Genomic DNA, 19,688 nt, shown 5'->3' with positions numbered 1-19,688 from the left:
GGCGCCGAGTCCCCGACATCCTCGCGGTCATGATCGAACCATCATCGCGCACCGCGACCCGGGCTGCTACGACAGCCTCGCCGCAAGCCCTGACGACTCATCGCGCGACCGGCGTCCGGGCCCCGCGGGGCAGTGTCAGCACCGCCGCCAGGCCCACCAGGGCGACCACGGCGGCGACGAGGATCGCGGACCGCAGCCCGCCGGCGGTGGCGGCACGCAGCGCCTCCCCGGTCAGGCCGGCGGTGTCACGGCCGGCCACGGCCACCAGGACGGCCAGGCCCGCGCTGCTGCCCGCCTGCAGGACGGTGGAGGCGAGCCCGGACACCGCGCCCTGCTCGTGCGGGGCCACACCGGTCGAGGCGAGGATGAACATGGTGGCAAACGACAGGCCGGACCCCAGACCGAAGCCGGCGAGGCCCGCGAGCAGGCCGAGATAGGACCCGTCGGCGGACAGGCTCACGGCCAGCACCGCCGTGCCCGCCGCGCCCACGAGCACGCTGAGGATCATCATGCCGCGCAGCCCGAGGCGTGGGATCAGCCGCCCCACGGCCAGGTTGCCCACCGTGATGCCCAGCGTCGGCCCGAGGAAGGCCAAACCCGACCGCATGGCGTCGTAGCCGAGGACGTTCTGGAAGTGCAGGGTCAGGAAGTACGGCACGCACTGCAGGGTCAGGCCGTAGACCAGGATGGCGCCGGCCGCGGCGCTCGTATGCCGGTTGGCCAGCAGCCGGAGCGGCAGCAGCGGGTCGCGGCTGCGGGCCTCGATCGCGACGAACCCGGCGAGCAGCGCCACCGCGGCGGCGAGCGACACAAGGACGCCGGGAGAGGTCCAGCCCCATTCGGCGCCGTGGGCGATGGCGAACACGAGGCCCGTGACGCCCGCCGTGCCGGCGAGCGCGCCGGGCAGGTCGAACCCGCCCGGCCGCCGGACCCCGTCCGGCGCCAGCACGGCGAACGCTGCGGCGGCGCCGGCCACCGCCACCGGCACGTTCACGAAGAAGACCGCCTCCCAGCCGAACGTGCCGGTCAGCACGCCGCCCAGCAGCGCCCCGAGGCTGAGCCCGCTGGCGCCGCACACCGCCCACACGGTCATCGCCCGGTTGCGCTCCGGCCCCTCGTCGAACAGGGTGGCGACCAGCGAGAGGGTCGCGGGCATCAGCACCGCGCCGCCGAGCCCCTGCAGCACCCGCGCGCAGACCAGCGGGCCCGGGTCGGCGGCCAGCCCGCCGAGCAGCGAGGCGAGGCCGTACAGCACCATGCCCGCGACGAACATCCGCCGCCTGCCGATCAGGTCGCACAGCCGGCCGCCGAGCAGCAGGAAGCCGCCGAACGGCACCGCGTAGGCGCTGACCACCCACTGCAGCGTGGCGGACGAGAACCCCACGTCGCGGGCGATCTGCGGCAGCGCGACGTAGACGACGGTGAAGTCCAGGGCGGTGATCATGCTGCCCAGGCCGAGCAGGATCAGGGGGATCAATCGCATGCCGGACAGCCTGGCCGCGGTCGCCGGGGCGGGCCAGTACCGCGTTCTGACTAGCCAAAGTTTGCCTAGGCTAAGTGGATGTGAAGCGTGAGGTGGAGCTGAGCGAGTTCCTCAAGTCCCGCAGGGCGCGGCTGCGTCCGGAGGACGTGGGCGTGCCGTACCCGGCCGGCGGGACCCGGCGGGTGCGCGGGCTGCGGCGGGAGGAGCTGGCGTTGCTCGCCGGGGTGAGCGTCACCCACTACACCCGGCTGGAGCAGGGGCGTGGCCAGAACGTCTCCGCCCAGGTGCTCGACGCCATCGCCGACGTGCTGCGGCTCACCGGCGACGAGCGGGCCTACCTGCACGCGCTGGCCCATCCCGCCCACAGGTGCCGGGACGTCCCGCGCGCCGCGGTGCGGCCGGGGCTGCGGAGATTGCTCGGTTCGCTGGTGCTCACCCCCGCCCTGGTCCTCGGACGGCACGCCGACGTCGTCGCCTGGAACACGCTGGCCGCCGCGGTCTTCGCCGACTTCGCCGCGCTCCCCGAGGACCGCAGGACCATCGCCCACCTGATCTTCCTGGACGACGCGATCAGGCGCATGCACGGCGAGGCCTGGCCGCGCCTCGCCCGTGAGCACGTGGCCCAGCTCCGCGTCCTGGCCGCCCGCTTCCCCAAGAACCCGCGGGTCATGGCGCATGTCGACGCGGTCAGCGCGGCGAGCGCCGAGTTCCGCGGGCTGTGGGAGGAGCACCACGTGGCCGTCGCGTCGCACCGCGACTACGTCCTCGACCACCCGGTGGTCGGCGAGCTGCGACTGTCCGCCGAGTTGGTGAGCCTGCCCGGCGACCCCGAACTGCAGGGCATGGACCTCTTCGCCGCCGAGCCCGGCTCGGAGACCGAGGACAAGCTCCGCCACCTCGCCGCCACCACCACCCGGGCGCCGAGCTGACCCGCCACCACGAGTCGGCGGCGCTCGTCGCCTGCCGCGACCCCGGTTGACGTGGGCCGGGAGGCCCCACGACCCGGCCCCGGTGACCGGCCGGAACCCATCCGCCCGGGACGGTGAGCGGGTCTCACTCCGCGGGGCCGACCGAGTAGTCGGGCGCGCCGTCGCCGGGCCGCACCGCAGGCCGGCACCAGGACCAGGGCGAGGACGGCGAGCGCGACACGGACCGACATCCCGCAAGTGTGACTCACGCCGGCCGACCGCGGAACACGGCCGGCCAGGCCACCGCACGCCCGTGTCGAGGGCGGCTCACGGGTCGAGGTGGAGGCGGACCGGGCCGAACAGGCCCGTGCCGCGCTGGCCGGGGAAGACGAAGTGCGTCGGGCTGACCTCGTCCAGGTACGGGCCGAGGGTGCCGAGGACGAGCACCTCGACCGTGTTCTCGCCGTCGTCCATCAGGACGTCGAAGGTGTACGGCGAGCACACCCGGATGCCGCAGGGCCGCCCGTTGACCGTCACCTCGGCCGTGCCGCGGACCCGGCCGAGGTCGATCAGGCCCGGCCCCGCTTTCGTCCGGACCGTGGTGTGGTAGCGGACGCCGCCGCTGTAGCCCCGCAGCCCGTGGTCCTCCCAGTCTCCGAGCCGCATCCGGCCCGGCCCGCAGGTGAACCGGACGGGACCGGACAGCGCCGCCCCCGCCTGCGCGCCGGGTTCCGTCGTCACCCTCAGCTCGGCGCCGGAGATCTCCACGGGCCCGGCCGCGTCCACCTCGATCCCCGTCACGCCCGGCGGCGGGTCGAGCAGGAACCGCTCGACCCGCGGCCCGCCGCCCGGCGCCGCGAACACGGCGGGCAGCGAAGTCGGGCGCCCGTCCAGCCAGCCGGCCCCCGGCAGCGGATGGGGGCGGGTGCGCAGCCACAGGGCGGCCGGGTCGCCGTGCTGGCGCCGCCGTACGCGCACGCCCGGCGACCAGCCGGGGCCGGAGACGGCCAGCCCGTCGGTCAGGACCCAGCCGTCCGACTCCACCGCGATCGTGTTGTCGCCGGGCCGGAGCAGGTGGGCTACGTCGTAGCGGCGCACCCGCGGGATGTCGGCCTCGGCGTACGGGTCGAAGCCGCCCTGCCGGCCCGCCTCCTCTCCGTTGACCAGCACCCGGCAGAACGCCGTCGAGGCCACCTGGAGCACCTCGTACGGCGGCGCGCCCACGCGCACGGTCGTCGCCAGCGGCGTGCCGCCGATCCACTCCGGCCACACCGCGTCGGCGGGGTCGGCCAGCAGGCAGACGTGCGCCCGCAGGTCGTGCTCCTCGTCGGGGACGAGCAGCAGGTCCAGCTCGTAGGTCCCGGGCGGCACCGGCGCGCGTGAGACCGCGGCGTATCCGGCGTCGTCGAGCGGCACGTCCGTGCCGTCCAGCCGGACGGTCTTCGCGGCGCCGGCCCCGACCGCCAGCCGGCCGCCGGGCCCCGGCGGCACGGTGAGCACGCTGCGGAAGTGGGCCCGCCCGCCGGCGGCGACCCGGCCGAACGCGAGGAACTCCACCGGCACGTGCCCCTTCGGGCCGAGCGTCTCGCGGTGGATCGGGTCCTTGCGCAGTCCGCGCGAGACCGACCAGACGGCCGGTGTCCACGGCCCGTCCGCCACCCGCTGCTGCCCGTGCGGGCCGAAGGTGGCGTGCACCGGCTCGCCGTCAGGTGTCCGCAGCGTCCAGCACTCGACGCTCGCCTGGGCGCCGAAGTCCGACCAGGTGTCGTCCAGGGTCGGCACCACCTCGACGTCCCACTCCTCGCCGAGGTCGATCGCGGTCCGATAGGACGGGCGGGGCGGCGCGGGCGCTGCCTGCCCGCCCGGCCGCCCGCCCGTCTCGCCGCCGAACACCAGCAACGCGGCGGGGCCGTCGTCGAACGGGACGACCACCTCCACCGCGTCGCCGTCCACCGTGTACGGCAGCGCCCGCTGTTCGCCGCCGAACAGGCCGGCCAGCAGCGGTGTCCCGGAGACCCCCCTCACCTTGACGCGCATCTCACGCGCGTACCGGCCGGGGTCGAAGTCGACGGCGGCGTCCAGCCAGCCCAGCGCGACGCCGCGCTCCTCGGGCCGGCCCACCCCGATCCGGCTCGCCATGGGGAACGCGGCGAGCAGGAAGACCAGCGTGGTGTCGCCGACCTCCCGCACCAGCGGCGGCACCGGTGCCTCCACCCGCCGGGTGAGTCCGGCCAGCGCCTCGCCCAGGTCCTCGCCCGACGCCGCGAACCGGGCGGTCCCCGCCTCGAACGCGGCCCGCAGGACGGGCGGGTCCGGCAGCGCGCCCACGGCCACGAGCAGCCCGCCGCCCGCGGCGAACTCAGCGAGCCGGGCCGCGACGTCCTCGTCGAGGGTTGTGACGGCGGGCAGCACGACGGCCCGGTAGGCCTCGGTGGAGACGGCCAGCCGCCCGTCCGCCACGACGGCGCGCCGTACCGAGTCGTCGTCTATCACATCGGCGTCCAGGCAGAGCCGGTCGAGCACGCCGGGTGCGGTCGCGAACCAGGCCATGTCGCCCACGATCTCGCGGTACACCCGCTGCGCGCGCGCCGCCCCGCCCGCCAGCTCGCCCGCCGCCCCGCTCGCCGGTCCGGCGGCGCCGTCCGGCGGGGTGCCGGCCTGCGCGGTCGCGGTGGGCAGCAGGACGGCCACGTCGCAGGCGTGGCGGCCCAGCGACAGGGCCGCGCACAGGCGGGTGACGGCGTCGGCGAAGACGCGGTGGTGCCGCCAGTACGGCTGGCGCCAGTCGGTGGACGGCGGCGCCCACTCCCACCAGCCCCGCTTGGTCGTGTAGTAGACGGCGTGCGGGTTGTACAGGGTGGCGCCCGCCCGCAGCCACGGCAGCAGCCAGTCGAGGGTCTCCTCCAGCGTGCCGCCCCAGCCGCTGGAGTGGAACGCCTCGATCCAGGTGCGCGGACGGCCGTACAGGTGGGCGAGGGAGGAGTGCAGCCGCGCGTCGCCGTGGTGGTCCGAGCCGGGGGCGCCGAACCAGCGGTGGGTACGGGCGTAGTCGGCGTACAGGCGCACCCCGTCGACCGGGTGCCCGGCGCGGGCCGGGTCCTGCTGGTCGCAGCCGCCGATCAGGCCGTTGCGCCGGTGCCACTCGGCCAGCGGGCGGAAGAACGCCTCCTCCGCCAGCTCGGCGCGGGTGAGCTGGTAGGCCCGCCAGTCGGGGTCGGCCGGCGAGAACTCCGCGCCGCGCCGGGCCGCGTACTCCTCGGCGAACGTGGCCGACCAGGTGGGCAGGGTCGGCAGCTCGTCCTGGAACGACCCGGCGATCACCGAGCCGAACCAGTGGCCGACCCGGCGCTCGAACTCGCCGTGCACCCGGTCCAGCAGCGTGGCGCACGCCTCGCGTGACAGGTAGTCGAAGCCGCGCGTGGTGATCGACCCGTCGGCCGCCAGCCACTGGCCGGCGAAGCGCGGGTTCTCCTGCACCAGGCGGGCCTGCAGGTCGGCGCCGGAGAAGCCGAGCTGGTCGTAGAACCACAGGTACGCGCCCAGCTCGTGCGCGTCGGCGCAGACCTGGTCGAGCAGCTCCCACCAGGCCGCCGACAGGAACGGCGGGTCGTCGGCGTCGGCCCCGAACAGTGGGCCCGACGGGGCGAGGTTGAGGATGACGAGGTTGCGCACGCCCCCGGCCACCAGCCGTTCCATCTGCCAGCGCAGCCGGTCGCGGCGCAGCGGCTCGCCGCTCCACCACCAGATGGCCGCCGGGCTGTGGGAGGCGGGCGGCTCGCGCAGGATGTCGGAGAGGTTCATCCCTTGAGCCCGCTGGAGAAGCCCTTGATGACGTAGCGCTGGAGCACCAGGAAGACCAGCACGATCGGCAGCGCGCCCAGCACCAGCCCGGCGAAGACCAGGCCGTGGTCGGAGACGTACTGGCCGACGAAGGCGAAGACGCTCACCGGGACCGTCTCGAAGCCGGAGCCGCCCAGGTACAGCAGCGGTGTGAAGAAGTCGTTCCAGACGAAGACGGCGTTGAGGATCAGCACCGTGCCGGTGATCGGCCGCAGCAGCGGGAAGACCACCCGGGTGAAGGCGGTCAGGTGGGAGGCCCCGTCGATCTGGGCGGCGCTGGCGTAGTCGCGGGGCAGCGCGCGGATGAAACCGGTGTAGAGGAACACGGTGAAGGGGAGCTGGATCCCGGTGTAGAAGAGGATCATCCCGGCGTGCGTGCCGAGCAGGCCGAGATCGTTCACCAGCTCGTAGAGCGGGATCATGCCGAGCTGGAACGGCAGCACGATGCCCAGCAGGAACAGGATGTACAGGCCGTAGCCGAGCCGGCTCTGCGCCCGCGCCAGGAAGTAGGCGGCGAACGAGCCGAGCGCGACCAGCGCGACCAGGCTGACCCCCGTGATCACCGTGCTGTTGACCAGCGACGGCCCGAGCGCCGCGGCCGACCAGGCCTTGGCGAAGTTGTCCAGCGTGGGCGGGGCCGGCAGGGCCAGCGGGGTCTGCGAGATCTGGGCGGGGTCCTTCAGCGACAGCGCGATCAGGGTGTAGACGGGGAACAGGAACGCGACCGCCACCGCGACCATGACGATCTCCAGCAGGTACGTCCTTCTCACGAGGCCACCTCCCGGCTGCGCAGGTAGTAGACCTGGACGAGCGAGACGGCCGCCACGAACAGCGCCAGCACCAGCGCGATCGCGGTGCTGTAGCCGAACTTGCCGAACACGAACGCCTGCTTGTACAGCACAGTGGACAGCGTCTCGGTGGCGTAGCCGGGGCCGCCGTTCGTCGCGGCGAAGATCTGGTCGAACAGCTTGAGCCCGCCGATCGTGGACAGCATCAGGTTGATCGTCACCGCGGGCGCCAGCAGCGGCCAGGTGACGTAGCGGAAGCGCTGGAACGTGCCCGCGCCGTCGATCATCGCGGCCTCGTGCAGCTCCGTGGGCACTCCCTCCAGGCCCGCCAGGAAGATGACCATGGAGTATCCGGCGTACTGCCACACCACCATGCCGGCGATCGACCACAGGGCCACCGACGGGTCGCCCAGCCAGTCGACCCGCAGGCCGAGCAGCCCGTTCAGGCCGGCTGACGGGTCGGGGTTGTAGACGTACTTCCACAGGAACGCCACCATCACCGGGCTGACGACCACCGGCGAGAAGAAGACGACGCGCAGCATGGCCCTGCTGCGCAGTTTGGCGTGCACGCCCAGCGCCAGCAGCAGGCCCACGCCGTTCTGCACGGCCACGATCGCCAGGGTCAGCAGCAGCGTGTTGCCGATCGAGCCCATGGCCTGCTCGTCGTCCAGCAACGTCAGGAAGTTGGCCACCCCGACGAAGGACATCTCCTGGCCGATGCCGCTCCAGTCGGTGAAGGCGTAGACCACGCCGGCGGCGGCCGGGTAGAGCACCACCGCCACATAGACCACCAGGGCGGGCGCGGCGAACAGCCAGGACGGGGAGGAGGCGCTGAAGCGCCCCAGCGGGCCCGGCCGCCCGGCGGGGGCCGGGCGCGACCGGGGCGGCTTGTCGACGGTCAGGTGGGTCACTTGCGGTACGCCTCGTCCATCTTCTTCAGCGCCTCGTCCACCGTGGCCTTGCCGGCGAGCAGTTCCTGCACCACCGCGAAGTGGACCGGCTGCACCTCGGCGTTGGGCCAGCGCTGGTCCATGAACGGCACCGCCCGGTCCTTGGTGAACGGCAGGAACGACTGCACCGCCGGGTCGACGGTCGAGCCGGCGTCCTGGGTGAGCGGGATCGCGGCGATGGCCTTGGCCCAGGCGTTGATGTTCTCCTGCCTGCCGAGGAAGTCGACGAACGCCTTGGCCTGCTCGACGTTCCTGCTCTTGGCGCTGACGCCCAGCCCGACGACGACTCCGGCGGGGATCCAGACGGACGCCGCGTCGTCGGCCCCCGGCACCGGGAACATCGACAGGTCGTCCGGCGCTGAGGCGGCCTTGCGGAAGTCCGGCAGGACGGCCGAGACCTGGATCGCCATGGCCGCCTTGCCAGTGGCCACCATGGAGGTCTGCTGCTCGAACGTGGTGCCGTTCGGGTTGTCGTTGAAGAAGCCGCGTTTCTGCAGCTCCAGGTACATCTCCATGGCCTGGCGCCAGCCCGACTCGGCGAAGCTCGCCTGGCCGGCGAGCTGCTTGTCGTCGAACGTCGGGTCCTTGGCGTAGACGGTCGAGGGGACCAGCGCGTACGTGATGAGCTGCGTCACCCACGGCGTCTGGGCGCCCAGCGCGATCGGCGTCACGCCGGCCTTCTTGAGCTTGCCGCACAGGGCCAGGAACTCGCTCCAGGTGGCCGGCGGCTCCTGCACGCCGGCCTGCTCGAAGACCTTCTTGTTGTAGACGGCGCCGATGACCGACGAGCCCGCGGAGTACATGTAGGTCTTGCCGTCGAGTTGGAAGGCCGGCTTGAACCCGGTGGGGATCGTCGCCGCCCACGCCTGCGCGGACAGGTCGGCCAGCAGCCCGGCCTCGGCGATCTGGCTCATCGACATCGCGCTGCCGCTGCCGGGATACACCACGTGCAGGTCGGGCGCGTTGCCCGCGCCGAGCTGGGTGCGCAGCGAGGTCTGCACCTGGTCGGTCGGGGCGTAGGAGGCGGTCAGCCGCACCGACGGCTGGGCCTGCTGGTAGGCGGTCAGCAGGCCGTCCATCGGCGCCTTCTGGTCGGCCACGCCGACGAACTTCAGCTCCGTCACGGCCTGGCCGTCGCCGGTGCTCGCGGTGGTCTGGGGCCTGGTCGAGCAGGCGGTGGTGGCTGCCGCGGCCGCGGCCAGGCCACCCATCATGCGGAAGAACTGGGCGCGGCTCATCCGGGCGTTGCGCAGGTCGGTCATGGTCATGTCTCCTGGGTCGAGCGGAAGAGGTGGTCCCCCGAGGGCACGTGATGGGTCTGGCCGTCAGGCAGGTGGACAGTTGCGGTCGAGCCGGGCGGGACGGTCACGGCGAGGTGGAAGGCGCCCTCCGCGCGTTCCCACGACACGGCGATCCGGCCGCGCGCCGACTCGTAGGAGGCTCGCGCCCAGGACAGGTCGCCGGGGAGCGGGCGGATCACCAGCTCTCGATAGGCCACCGAGCCGGGGGCCTGGCCGATCCCGGCGACGCCGCCGTACAGCCAGGCGCCGATCGAGCCGAACGCGTAGTGGTTGAAGGAGTTCATGGACGGGGCGCCCTTGCCGTCCCAGCGTTCCCAGACCGTGGTGGCGCCGTTGCGTACCTGGTGGAGCCAGGACGGAGGATCGGTGCGGCGCAGCAGCGCGTGCGCCAGGTCGGCGCGGCCGTGCGCGGACAGCACCGGGCAGAGCAGGTTGACGCCGAGGAAGCCGGTCTGCGGGCCGTGCTCCTCGACCAGTTCGGCGAGCCGCCGCGCGGCCGGGGCGACCCACTCCGGCGGCAGCAGGCCGAAGGCTAGGGCCAGCAGGTAGCCGGTCTGGGTGTCGCCCGCCAGCCTGCCCGGTGCCGGTGCGAACGTTTTAATAAAGGCCGTCCTGATGTCCCCGGCCAGCCGGCGCAGGCGCTCCTCGTCGGCGGTGCGGCCGTGCACGCCGGCGGCTCTGGCGGTCAGGTCGGCGCTGCGGTGGAAGAACGCGGTGGCGAGCAGGTCGCGCGGGGTGGCCGGACCGGGCGCCAGCCAGTCGGCGTAGTGCGGGCCCGTCCTGGCGCGCCAGATCAGGTCGGGATTGTGGCGGTGCACGAAGTCCACCCACGCGGCCATCGAGTCCACGTCCAGGAAGGCGGGGTCGCCGTAGACGCGGTACAGCTGCCAGGGGACGAGCACGCCGGCGTCCGCCCAGCCGGGCGCGCCCTCCTCGGCGACGCCGCTGAGCCGGGGCGCCACGTTGGGGAAGCCGCCGTCCGGGGTCTGCGCGTCGCGCACGTCGCGCAGCCACTTGGCGAAGAACGCGGCCACGTCGGCGTTGAAGCAGGCTGCCGGCAGGAACACCTGGGCGTCGGCCATCCAGCCCAGCCGCTCGTCGCGCTGCGGGCAGTCGGTCGGCACGCTGACGAAGTTGCCGCGTTGGCCCCACTCGATGTTCCGCTGCAGCCGGTTGACCTCCGGGTCGGAGCACTCGAACGTGCCGGCCCAGGCCGTGTCGCTGTGCAGCACCACGGCCGACACCTCGCCGAGGTCCGCCACCCCGCTGATCTCGGCGTAGCGGAAGCCGTGGTAGGTGAAGTCCGGCTCGAACACCGTGGCGGGCCCCGCGCTGACGAGCACGTCGGTCGCGTCGGCCGTGCGGAGGTTGGCGGTGTCGAGCCGGCCGGCGCCGTCCAGCGTCTCGGCGTGCCTGATCACCACCCGCGTGCCCGGCCGCAGCTCGGGCAGAGCCAGGCGGAGCCGGCCCGCCAGGTTCTGGCCGAAGTCGACCAGGTGCGCGGCGGGACCGAGGCGGGTGACGGCGGCCGGGGCGATCTCGCGCACCGCCCTGACCGGCTCGTCCGGCGAGGCCGCCAGCCGCGTGTGGTCGCGACCCGTCACCACGACCGGCCGCCAGCCGGCGTCGTCGAAGCCGGGACGGTCCCAGCCCGGCGTCGCCGCGCGCAGGTCGTGGCACTCGCCCTTGAGCAGGTCGGCGTAACGGACGTGGCCGTGGCCCACGCGCCAGGCGTCGTCGGTGCCGACCACCTCGGCGGAGCCGTCGGCGTAGGTCAGGTGCAGCTCGGCGATGAGCTCGGGGAAGCGGCCGTAGTGGTAGCCGGGCCGGCGCGGGTCGAACCCGACGTAGCCGCTCCACCAGCCGTCGGCGAGCGTGACGCCCAGGACGTTCTCGCCCTCGGCGATCCACCGTGTCACGTCCAGGGTCTGGTACTGGATGCGCCGGCGGTAGTCGGTCCACCCGGGGGTGAGCCGCCCGTCGCCCGCCCGGTGGCCGTTGACCGTGGCCGCGTAGAGCCCCTTGGCGCTGATGTGCAGCCGGGCGGCGGCCACGCGGGAGCGGGCGTGGAAGGCGCGGCGGAGCTGGGGGCAGGGCAGCAGCCCGTGGTCGCGCAGCGCCAGATCGCCCTCGGTGGGCGGGTCGACGTGCTCCACCGCGTCGGGATCGGCCGCGATCCAGGCCGCCGACCACGTGTCGAGGCCCGTCTCGAACCACGAGCGGGCGGTGCCCGGGGTGCCGTCGCGGTCCCAGAGCGTGACCTGCCAGTCGTACCTGGTCCCGGGCCGGAGCGGCGGCCCGGCGTACCTGGCGCTGATCGCGGCCGGGTCCGTCACGCGGCCGCTTGACCAGACGCCGCCGACCTCCACCTGGAAGGCGACCGGGTCGGCGCCTCGCAGCTGCCAGGACAGCAGAGGGGAATCTGCCACGCCCAGCGGGGTGACGCGATGACCGCAGCGCAGGCCATACGGCACCGGACCCATACCCACCTCCAACGACCAGGCGTTGTTAAGTTAACTAAGACTTTGTTAAAAACGCCGGGTTTCAGGGAGGCTACGAGTCACCCGGGAGGGTGTCAAGGGTATGATTCACGGCCGTCCGAGCGAGATAGGGGCTCAGTGAACACGGGGCAGCACACCTCCAACAGGTCGTCTCGGCGACAGGGCATGGCCGAGCACGTCGTGCGTCACGGTTCCGCTTCGGTCACAGACCTGGCGGAGATCTTCTCAGTCAGCGTGATGACCGTCCACCGCGATCTGGACGAGCTGGAGCGCCAGGGCATGGTGCGCAAGGTCCGCGGGGGCGCCACCGCCCAGGCCTCCAACGTCTTCGAGAGCAACATCGCCTACCGGATCGAGGCGCACACGGCCGAGAAGGACGCGATCGGCCGGCTGGTGGCGGGGCTGATCGAGCCGGGCAGCTCGGTCATGCTCGACGACTCCACCACTGCGCTGGCCGTGGCCCGCCACCTGCAGGAGACGGCGCCGCTCACCGTGCTGACCAACTTCCTGGAGATCATCAGGCTGCTCGTGAAAAGCCCCGACGTCCGGCTCATCGCGCTCGGCGGCGAATATCACGCCACGCATGACTCGTTCCTCGGCCTCGGCTGCGTCGACGCGGTGGAGGCGGTGAGCACCGACGCGGTCGTGGTCTCCACCTCGGCCTTGTCCGAGCGGTACGCCTTCCACCAGGAGCAGGAGATCGTGCTGGTCAAGCGGGCGATGCTGCGCTCGGGCACCCGCCGCATCCTGGCCGTCGACCACTCCAAGCTCGCCCGGGTGGCGCTGCACCGGGTCGCGCCGCTCGACGACTTCGACGCCATTGTGGTCGACTCCCACGCCCCCGCCGAGACGCTGCAGCGCCTGCGCGACCACCACGGCAACGTTCACGTGGCACAGATGTAACGCTTCGATATTGTATTTCTAACGCAACTCTTGTTAAGAGGTTGGCCGCCTGTTACAAAGTGGGAATCCCCTCGCCCTCGCCTTCACCACCAACCTGGCCGACCCGTGGACGGCCCGGGCCTCGAGCCGAAGCAGGTCTCCCGCGTGGACCTCCACACGCTCGACACGAGCGCTACCCAGCCTCGAACGGCGCCCGACGACCACACCCGCAGCATCGAGGTCGAAGTCCGCTGACAGGAGGATCTTCCGCGTGAGCACCTACCCCCGCATCACCCCGAGACGTACCAAGGTCGGCCTGGTCGCGGGTGGGCTGGGCGCCTACTGGCCCCAGTTCCCCGACCTGCTGCCCCAGTTGCGGCGCTCCTCGGCCCGGGTGGCCGAACGGATGAGGGCGCTGGACTGCGAGGTGGTCGACGCCGGTTTCGTCTCCGACGCCCAGGAGGGCGCCGCGGCGGCCGAACGGCTGCGCGAGGCCGGCTGCGACCTCATCGTCGGCTTCCTCACCACCTACATGACCGCCACCATGCTCGTGCCCGTCGCGCAGCGCAGCGGCGCGCCCGTGCTGCTGATCAACCTGCAGCCCACCGAATCGATGGAGCACGCCACCTTCGACACCGGGCAGTGGCTCGCCTACTGCGGCGCCTGCCCGCTGCCCGAGATGGCCAACGCGTTCATGCGCTGCGGCATCCCGTTCCGCTCGGTCTCCGGCTACCTGGAGGACGAGCGGGCGTGGGAGAAGATCTCCCGCTGGGTGCGGGCGGCGGGCGTCCGGGGCGCGCTGCGGCACGGACGGCACGGCCTCATGGGCCACCTCTACCCGGGCATGCTCGACGTGGCCACCGACCTCACGCTGGTGAGCGCCAACCTCGGCGGGCACGTCGAGGTGCTGGAGTTCGACGACCTGCGCGTACGGGTGGAGCAGGTCACCAACGCCGAGGCCGTGGAGCGCACGAAAGTCGCCCGCGACGTCTTCGAGCTGGCCGACTCCGTCAACGAGGACGACCTGTCCTGGGCCGCCCGGGTCTCGGTCGGGCTGGACCGGCTGGTCGCCGACTTCGAGCTGGACAGCCTCGCCTACTACCACCGGGGGCTGGACGGGGAGATCCACGAGCGGCTCGGCGCCGGCATGATCCTCGGCGCCTCCCTGCTGACCGCCCGGGGCGTGCCGGCCGCCGGCGAGTACGAGCTGCGCACCTCGCTGGCCATGCTGATCATGGACCGGCTGGGCGGCGGCGGCTCGTTCACCGAGCTGCAGGCGCTGGACTTCGCCCGCGGGCATGTGGAGATGGGCCACGACGGGCCGGCCCACCTGGAGATCAGCTCGCGCCGGCCGCTGCTGCGCGGCCTCGGCGTCTACCACGGCAAGCGCGGCTGGGGGGTGTCCGTCGAGTTCGACGTCACCAGGGGCCCCGTCACCGCGTTCGGCCTGCGGCAGGCACGCGACGGGCGCTTCGGCTTCGTCGTCTCGGAGGGCGAGGTCGTGCCCGGCCCGCTGCTGCAGATCGGCAACACGACCTCCCGGGTGGACTTCGGCTGCGACCCGGGAGAGTGGACCGACGCCTGGAGCGCCAGCGGGATCTCCCACCACTGGGCCCTCGGCACCGGCCACCGGGCGGCCGAGCTGCGGGCCGTGGCCGACCTGATCGACGTGGACTTCGTGCCCGTCCAGCCCTCCTGACGGCGGCCGCCGCCGTGCGCGCGCCGCCTAGCGCGGGTCGGTCCCGACCCCGCGGAAGTGGTGCCGCGCGTCACCGAACAGGTCGCGCAGGCCGAGGCCCGCGCCCAGATCGCCCATCAGCGCGGTCTTCGCCTCGGCCGCGGCCTGCTCGGCCGCGTGGATCGCCTCGAGCACCGCGTCACCGAGCGTCACGCCGTCGTGCCGCCGCTTGCTCAGCCGGCTGATGTCGATGGCCAGTAGGTTTCCCGCGCCGTCGACGGTCGCCGTGATGCCGCCCTTGTCGGCCTTGCCGGTGAACTCCCGCGTCACCAGGTGCTCCGCCGCCGCCGCGGTCCCGGCCTGCGTCGCCGACAGCCGCTCCAGCCGTTCGAGCTGCTCGGTGATCCTCCGCAGCTTGTCCAGCTCATCCACGATCGGCCTCCCGCAGCATCGCGTCGAGGTAGCGCCCTAGCGGATTGTCGTCCGGGCCGGGCTGCGGCCGGCCACCGTTCAGCCTGCCCACGGCCTCCGTCACGCCCTGCGCCGCCGCCTCGCGGGCCGCTCTGACCGCGTCCAGCACGGCCTGGCCCAGCTCCACGTGGTCGAGGTCGCGCATCGCCCGGGCGTCGACGCGTACGTGCAGGAGCCGCGCCGAGCCCGACACCGTGGCCACCACCCGGCCGGCGCCGTCGGCACCGGGCACCCTGCGCTCCTCCGCCTCGCGCATTTCGTCCGCGAACGCTTCGGCCAGACGTCCGACCTCCCGGAACAGCCCCGAGAACCCCTCTCCGTCACCCACGTCGAAAGCGTCAGTGTGCGGCACGAGGTTCCCCGGTGACGGGCTTCCACAGGCCGGGGTCACTGCCCGGCGGCTGCAGATGCAACTTGTCGTCTCCCACGGAGAAGAGGCTGCGCAGTTCGAAGATCTTGTGGCCGAGAGCCTCCAACTTGAGGTCGAGTGCTTTGACCTTGCCGATGAACTCCTGCATCAGGCTCGAAAGCAGCGAGAGGAACGCGACGGCGGCCACCCCCAGGGTGAGCTTGACAGCCGGAATCGCGCTGAACGGCAGAAGGGCGGTGAAGGCGGTGCCGGCCGACACCAGCAGCGTGACGAGCTTGACGTCGTACTCCACGACGTCCCAGGCCAGGCTGGTCAGGGTGTTGCTCATCTCCGTGGCGACGCGACCGAGCTCGTCGAACATGCCGATCAACTCGAACCGGAGGTAGCGCTGGACCGTTTCGGCCGCGTGCCCCACCCAGTAGGGCGAGACCAGGCTGAAGAAGCTGATCCACACGTCCCAGGCGCTGAGCTTGAGGTCGCCCAGCATCTCGTTCCACATGCTCCGGTCGTCGAAGAACCTCCGCGGATCGGACGCGTTCCCGACGGCGGCGACGACCATCGCCGTGCCCGCGATGACCAGGCCGGAGGTGGCCAGCCCCGCGTAGATCGGCCGGTTGTGGGTCTTGGCCAGGTTCAGCACTCTCTTGAAGAAGTCCGGATCGACCTTGACCTGGTTGAGCCTGGCCTGCTGGGCCGCGAGACGCTCCACGCGGTTCTGGGCGTACCGGAGGTTGTGGCTGCTGCTGTGGTGCGGCCTGGGCGATCTGCGCGAGGGGGTCGGCATCTGGGCACCTTCACCGGTTGATCTGATTGACGGCTGCTCCGGCATCGTCCTCGGCGTCGCGATACCTCTTCGCCACGCTGATGAGCTTCGGCGCGTCCTCCTTGAGCACGCGCTCCAGGGTTCCGGCGGCCGCGGTCCATTCCTCGACGTAGCCGTTGAGCCTGTCGAGGAAGGGACTGATGATGCGGGGGGTGTCGAACCACCCCCCGTCTTCGACCACGGGCGTCTTGGCCTTGATCCGGGCGACGTCCGTCGCGGCCTCCAGCATCACGTCGGCGAATGCGACGATCTTGTCGGTCCGCGCCCCGTAGCCGTCCTTCTCGTCCGGGGCGGGCGGAGCGGGCGGCGGGGCCGGAACGTGGTCGTCAGGACCGGGCTGAAGAGGACCCGGCGGACGGCCCAGCCTGTCCGTCGGCAGGCACGGGCGAATCCGGCACGGCGGCTCGTGCGGGCACGCGGGCAGGCTCGACGGAGGGGGGGTCGACGAGCTCGGTGACGGGCTCGGCGAGCCGGAGCCGCTGGGGGACGGACCTGGCGACCCCGAGTCACTGGGGGACGGACTGGGCGACGCGGAGTCACTGGGGGACGGACCGGGCGACGCGGAGTCGCTCGGCGAGGGCCCCGCGGATGAGCCCGGATATGGCGGGCTCGGGGAGTTACCGTCCGGCACTCGATACACCTTCCATGTGCTCAGCAGATGGGCGACACGGCTTCGAGAACGGTCGGCCGACGACTGGGAACCGCGACCGGAGCGCGTTGCCTCCTCTCCGCCTGGACGAAGCGGGTGCGACGCAACGACCGGCTCCAAGCGGAGCCTCCGATAACGGGCCGGACCACAATCTAATGGACGATCGTCATCGGCGTCCACGGAAGTGTCCGCCATGTGCACGGGGTGATCATCGGGGCACGGGCGGGATGCGCGCCGCGATCTGATCACGGGCGTGCTCGCAGTCCGCGAAGCGGTGGGGACAGGCGAGTGCGTGCTCGATCAGGTCCTTGGCGGAGCGTGCGCGCGCGATGCGCTGCTCCAGTTCGGCGACGTGGCCGCGCAACAGATCCCGGTGGTCCATCGGGTCGGGCGTGGACAGCAGGGCCCCGAGCGACCGCAGGCCGAGACCCGCCTCCTTGCCCATCAGGATCAGCGCCACCCGGACCAGCGCGTCCCGTCCGTAGCGGCGCTGACCGCCCGCGCGCCTCGCGGGCTCGATCAGTCCCCTGCTCTCCCAGTACCGCAGCACGTGGGTGGCGAGCCCGAACCGCTCCGCCAGCTCGCCGATCGTCAGTTCCGCACTTGACTTCATGCGTACATTAACCGGCACCGTCGACCGCATGATCAAGAAATCGATCGCGGTCACGCGCGCGGCCAACTCCTGTGTGCTGCTCGAACTGAACGGTCACGCGGTGCTCACCGACCCCTGGTTCACCGAACGGTGGTGGCTGCGCCGCGGTGAACCGCTCGGGCTGCGGATCGCCGATCTGCCGCCGCTTGCCGCCGTCGTCGTCACCAACCTGGCCACCAACCACTGGGATCTTCGTGCGCTGCGCATGCTGGCGGGCAAGGACGTAACACCGGTGTACGTCCCCACCTCAGGCATGGCCCGCCGGGCGCGAGCGCTGGGTTTCCGGCACGCCCAGCGGGTGCGCTGGGGGGAGACCCGCGAGATCGCACCCGGCGTGCTGATGCGGGTCGTGCCCGCGGGGCGGACCCTCGTCTGGCCCAACAACGCCTACTCGTTCAGCACGGCCGGTTCCCGGGTGTTCTTCGGCGGGGAGATCGCCGAGGTCGCGCCGCTGGAGCGCCACCGGGCCGGGAACCCACCGGTCGACGTGGCCCTGCTCCCGGTGAACGGCCTGCGACCGCTCCTCGGGCCACGCCTGGTGATGGGCCCCGACCAGGCGGTGGCCGGCGCGTCCGTACTCGGCGCGCGTGTGCTGGTCCCGGTGCACGACGCCCACGGGCGCGATCCGCTCTCGGCGCTGTTCCGCACCACGGGCACGGCCTCGGACGCGACGGCCCTGGCCGGACCGGACCTGAACGTCGTGGACCTGCCGACGGGCAGGCGCTGGGAGCCCACGCCATGAGCCCTTTCCCGCAGGCCACCGGCTCCGCCGATGGACGGTCTAGGGGGCCGAGGTCTCGGCCGGAGCGCGGGGCACCCGGCGATCGACGGCGCGGTGCAGGGCGATCAGCCCGAAGCCGAGCAGGAGGAAGCCGGCAGCCAGCGCCACCGCCATGAGCGAGACTCCGCCGTACCCGAAGCGGTCCACGTCCAGGAACGGATAGGGATACCGCTTCCAGGCGTCCGGGGGCAGCAGCGCACCCCGGACCAGGGCGAAGACCAGATACGCCATCGGATAGACCAGCCACCCGAAGGCCGCCGCCCACCTCGGCCGGTGCGCGGTCCGGTCGAGGAACAGCCAGTCGATCACGGCCATGATCGGCGTCACGTAGTGGAGGAGGAAGTTACCGAGGCCGAACCCGGAGAAGGAGAGCCGCTCGAAGGGGCTGGCTCCACGCATGCGCAGAAAATGCCAGACCAGCCCCGTGATCACGATGTAGAGCGTCACCGCCCCCTTGACCTCCGGGGTAGGCCGCCCCCTCCTCACCACTCGCCAGACGCAGTAACCCGCGAGCAGCAGATTGCTCTGCACGGTGAAGAGCACGAGGGGGTTCAGCGGATCGGCCAGCGCCACCCACGTGTAACTCAGGCCGACCACCGCGACCAGAATCACCGCCAAGCGGAACATCGTCGCCCAAACCATAAAGATCACCGTCGCACGGATCGCACTCGCCCGGTGGGCGGTTCACCGTAATGAACCACCGCCGGGCCGCCGCGGTCGGCGGCACGCGGGCGGTTCAGCCCGATCTGCTGAGCCGCTCTGGCGACAGGACCGAGAACCAAGCCGTCCCCGCCGGCATCCAACTCTTCATGATCAGCGTGACACTCTCCTTGGTGCTGGCCCTGTCTCCGGCGACGGTGACCGAGATTCCGAAGAACTTCCTGATCACCGAACGCGACGCGCGCAGGCACCTGAACCCCCATGAGGCGGACGAACAGGGCTACGAGATCAGCGACAAGCTCACCAAGCCGTTGGAGCTGAACCCGTGCTGGCACCGGCACGCCGTCGACCGCGACCGGGTGGCGGCCCGCACGATCACGCGCTGGACCAGCGCGCCCAGCGGCTCCTCCGAACAGCTCGTCATCTACAACAGCCCCCGTGCCGCCCGTGCCGCGCTCACCCGGCTGCGCGCCGAGGTCAAGCGGTGCGCGCGCAAGGGCGACCCGTCGGTGCCCCAACTCAGGATCCGGTGGCGGACGAGTAAGGCCAGGGCGGGAGACGAGGCCACGGGCATGGGCTATCAGACCTGGCAGGACGGCAGTGTGAACCAGACGATCACCGGTATCGCCGCGCGCCGGGGCAGCGCGCTGATGATCTACACGACCGACGAGGGAGCCTACGACCCCGGCCGACTGACCAAGGACGCCAGGAAGATGGCCGCCAAGGTGTGCAAGCTTCCCGGCGTCTGCTAGCTCGGCCGCAGCGCCTGGACAAGGCCCCTCCGCGCGCGTACTGGCTGGAGAGTCACTGACCGGCCAGTACGCCATGACTTCGAGGAGCGCGACACCCGCACTCCAGGTGGCCGGTACCGGATCCCCGCGACTTGCGGCGTGTGCTCGCCGGAGCCCGGGCCAGTGGACACAGCGAACCGTCCGGCCGGCGAAAAAAACC

16 protein-coding genes and 2 pseudogenes are annotated in these 19,688 nt (G+C 72.3%); 5 read left to right on the top strand and 13 right to left on the bottom strand.

Annotation, left to right across the window (positions count from 1 at the left end; genetic code table 11):
- Positions 1-97 precede the first annotated feature (97 nt).
- Complete coding sequence (locus FHU36_RS15990; RefSeq protein WP_185084448.1) at positions 98-1,483, bottom strand: MFS transporter; 1,386 nt, start codon at positions 1,481-1,483, stop codon at positions 98-100.
- A gap of 80 nt (positions 1,484-1,563) precedes the next feature.
- On the opposite strand from FHU36_RS15990, the gene FHU36_RS15985 reads away from it, so the two are divergent.
- Positions 1,564-2,412, top strand: a complete 849-nt coding sequence (locus tag FHU36_RS15985; RefSeq protein WP_312891612.1) for a helix-turn-helix domain-containing protein — start codon at positions 1,564-1,566, stop codon at positions 2,410-2,412.
- 306 nt (positions 2,413-2,718) lie between these two features.
- On the opposite strand, the gene FHU36_RS15980 is transcribed toward FHU36_RS15985, so the two are convergent.
- The 6 genes and pseudogenes from FHU36_RS15980 to FHU36_RS15960 all read right to left on the bottom strand — a co-directional run.
- On the bottom strand, positions 2,719-6,192 hold the full coding sequence (locus FHU36_RS15980) for a hypothetical protein (protein ID WP_185084446.1): 3,474 nt from the start codon (positions 6,190-6,192) through the stop codon (positions 2,719-2,721).
- Positions 6,189-7,001, bottom strand: coding sequence for a carbohydrate ABC transporter permease (locus tag FHU36_RS15975; RefSeq protein ID WP_312891611.1), 813 nt, complete (start codon positions 6,999-7,001; stop codon positions 6,189-6,191). The genes FHU36_RS15980 and FHU36_RS15975 overlap by 4 nt, the downstream gene beginning before the upstream one ends.
- Positions 6,998-7,930, bottom strand: coding sequence for a carbohydrate ABC transporter permease (locus FHU36_RS15970; protein WP_312891610.1), 933 nt, complete (start codon positions 7,928-7,930; stop codon positions 6,998-7,000). Before FHU36_RS15970 ends, FHU36_RS15975 begins: the two co-directional genes overlap by 4 nt.
- Positions 7,927-9,237 (bottom strand): extracellular solute-binding protein, encoded by a 1,311-nt coding sequence (locus FHU36_RS15965; RefSeq protein WP_246502058.1) that lies wholly within the window; start codon positions 9,235-9,237, stop codon positions 7,927-7,929. The genes FHU36_RS15970 and FHU36_RS15965 overlap by 4 nt, the downstream gene beginning before the upstream one ends.
- Positions 9,234-9,416 (bottom strand): annotated as a pseudogene (locus FHU36_RS46810) (alpha-L-rhamnosidase C-terminal domain-containing protein); the annotation flags it as partial. The gene FHU36_RS15965 and the pseudogene FHU36_RS46810, both read right to left, overlap by 4 nt.
- A gap of 96 nt (positions 9,417-9,512) precedes the next feature.
- Positions 9,513-11,753 (bottom strand): annotated as a pseudogene (locus tag FHU36_RS15960) (family 78 glycoside hydrolase catalytic domain); the annotation flags it as partial.
- 183 nt (positions 11,754-11,936) lie between these two features.
- Between FHU36_RS15960 and FHU36_RS15955 the strand changes: the two are divergent.
- Positions 11,937-12,674 carry a DeoR/GlpR family DNA-binding transcription regulator gene (locus FHU36_RS15955; RefSeq protein ID WP_185084444.1) on the top strand — a complete coding sequence of 246 codons (738 nt, stop codon included), beginning with the start codon at positions 11,937-11,939 and terminating at the stop codon, positions 12,672-12,674.
- A 250-nt stretch (positions 12,675-12,924) separates the two neighbouring features.
- Positions 12,925-14,352, top strand: a complete 1,428-nt coding sequence (locus FHU36_RS15950) for an L-fucose/L-arabinose isomerase family protein (protein ID WP_185084443.1) — start codon at positions 12,925-12,927, stop codon at positions 14,350-14,352.
- Between the two features lie 27 nt (positions 14,353-14,379).
- Here FHU36_RS15950 and FHU36_RS15945 read toward each other — a convergent pair whose 3' ends face one another.
- From FHU36_RS15945 to FHU36_RS15925, 5 genes are all read right to left on the bottom strand, one after another.
- Entirely contained in the window at positions 14,380-14,763 is a 384-nt protein-coding gene (locus FHU36_RS15945) for a YbaB/EbfC family nucleoid-associated protein (protein WP_185084442.1), read from the bottom strand.
- Positions 14,756-15,130, bottom strand: a complete 375-nt coding sequence (locus FHU36_RS15940) for a YbaB/EbfC family nucleoid-associated protein (protein WP_185084441.1) — start codon at positions 15,128-15,130, stop codon at positions 14,756-14,758. The genes FHU36_RS15945 and FHU36_RS15940 overlap by 8 nt, the downstream gene beginning before the upstream one ends.
- Positions 15,131-15,140: 10 nt before the next feature.
- Positions 15,141-15,956, bottom strand: a complete 816-nt coding sequence (locus tag FHU36_RS15935) for a hypothetical protein (RefSeq protein ID WP_185084440.1) — start codon at positions 15,954-15,956, stop codon at positions 15,141-15,143.
- 10 nt (positions 15,957-15,966) lie between these two features.
- Positions 15,967-16,227: a hypothetical protein gene (locus tag FHU36_RS15930; RefSeq protein WP_185084439.1), complete on the bottom strand. Its 261-nt coding sequence runs from the start codon at positions 16,225-16,227 to the stop codon at positions 15,967-15,969.
- A gap of 625 nt (positions 16,228-16,852) precedes the next feature.
- Positions 16,853-17,257 (bottom strand): MerR family transcriptional regulator, encoded by a 405-nt coding sequence (locus tag FHU36_RS15925; RefSeq protein ID WP_185084438.1) that lies wholly within the window; start codon positions 17,255-17,257, stop codon positions 16,853-16,855.
- 28 nt (positions 17,258-17,285) lie between these two features.
- Between FHU36_RS15925 and FHU36_RS15920 the strand changes: the two genes are divergently transcribed.
- Positions 17,286-18,038, top strand: a complete 753-nt coding sequence (locus tag FHU36_RS15920; protein ID WP_185084437.1) for an MBL fold metallo-hydrolase — start codon at positions 17,286-17,288, stop codon at positions 18,036-18,038.
- Between the two features lie 39 nt (positions 18,039-18,077).
- On the opposite strand, the gene FHU36_RS15915 is transcribed toward FHU36_RS15920, so the two are convergent.
- The gene (locus tag FHU36_RS15915; RefSeq protein WP_312891640.1) at positions 18,078-18,689 is read right to left on the bottom strand and encodes a Pr6Pr family membrane protein; all 612 of its coding nucleotides are present in this window, start codon (positions 18,687-18,689) and stop codon (positions 18,078-18,080) included.
- 206 nt (positions 18,690-18,895) lie between these two features.
- On the opposite strand from FHU36_RS15915, the gene FHU36_RS15910 reads away from it, so the two are divergent.
- Entirely contained in the window at positions 18,896-19,489 is a 594-nt protein-coding gene (locus FHU36_RS15910; RefSeq protein ID WP_185084435.1) for a hypothetical protein, read from the top strand.
- Positions 19,490-19,688: the final 199 nt, after the last annotated feature.

Origin of the sequence: Nonomuraea muscovyensis (assembly GCF_014207745.1) — a bacterium.
In the GTDB taxonomy this organism is placed as follows: Bacteria; Actinomycetota; Actinomycetes; order Streptosporangiales; family Streptosporangiaceae; genus Nonomuraea; species Nonomuraea muscovyensis.
The sequence above is the reverse complement of the archived record's forward strand: the minus strand, read 5'-3'. Positions and strand labels throughout refer to the sequence as shown.

Bases quoted from the DNA above. Each gene is read 5' to 3' on its own strand.
- FHU36_RS15990 (WP_185084448.1), bottom strand. From the start codon at position 1,483: ATGCGATTGATCCCCCTGATCCTGCTCGGCCTGGGCAGCATGATCACC.
- FHU36_RS15980 (WP_185084446.1), bottom strand. From the start codon at position 6,192: ATGAACCTCTCCGACATCCTGCGCGAGCCGCCCGCCTCCCACAGCCCG.
- FHU36_RS15965 (WP_246502058.1), bottom strand. From the start codon at position 9,237: ATGACCATGACCGACCTGCGCAACGCCCGGATGAGCCGCGCCCAGTTC.
- FHU36_RS15955 (WP_185084444.1), top strand. From the start codon at position 11,937: ATGGCCGAGCACGTCGTGCGTCACGGTTCCGCTTCGGTCACAGACCTG.
- FHU36_RS15935 (WP_185084440.1), bottom strand. From the start codon at position 15,956: ATGCCGACCCCCTCGCGCAGATCGCCCAGGCCGCACCACAGCAGCAGC.
- FHU36_RS15925 (WP_185084438.1), bottom strand. From the start codon at position 17,257: ATGAAGTCAAGTGCGGAACTGACGATCGGCGAGCTGGCGGAGCGGTTC.
- FHU36_RS15920 (WP_185084437.1), top strand. From the start codon at position 17,286: ATGATCAAGAAATCGATCGCGGTCACGCGCGCGGCCAACTCCTGTGTG.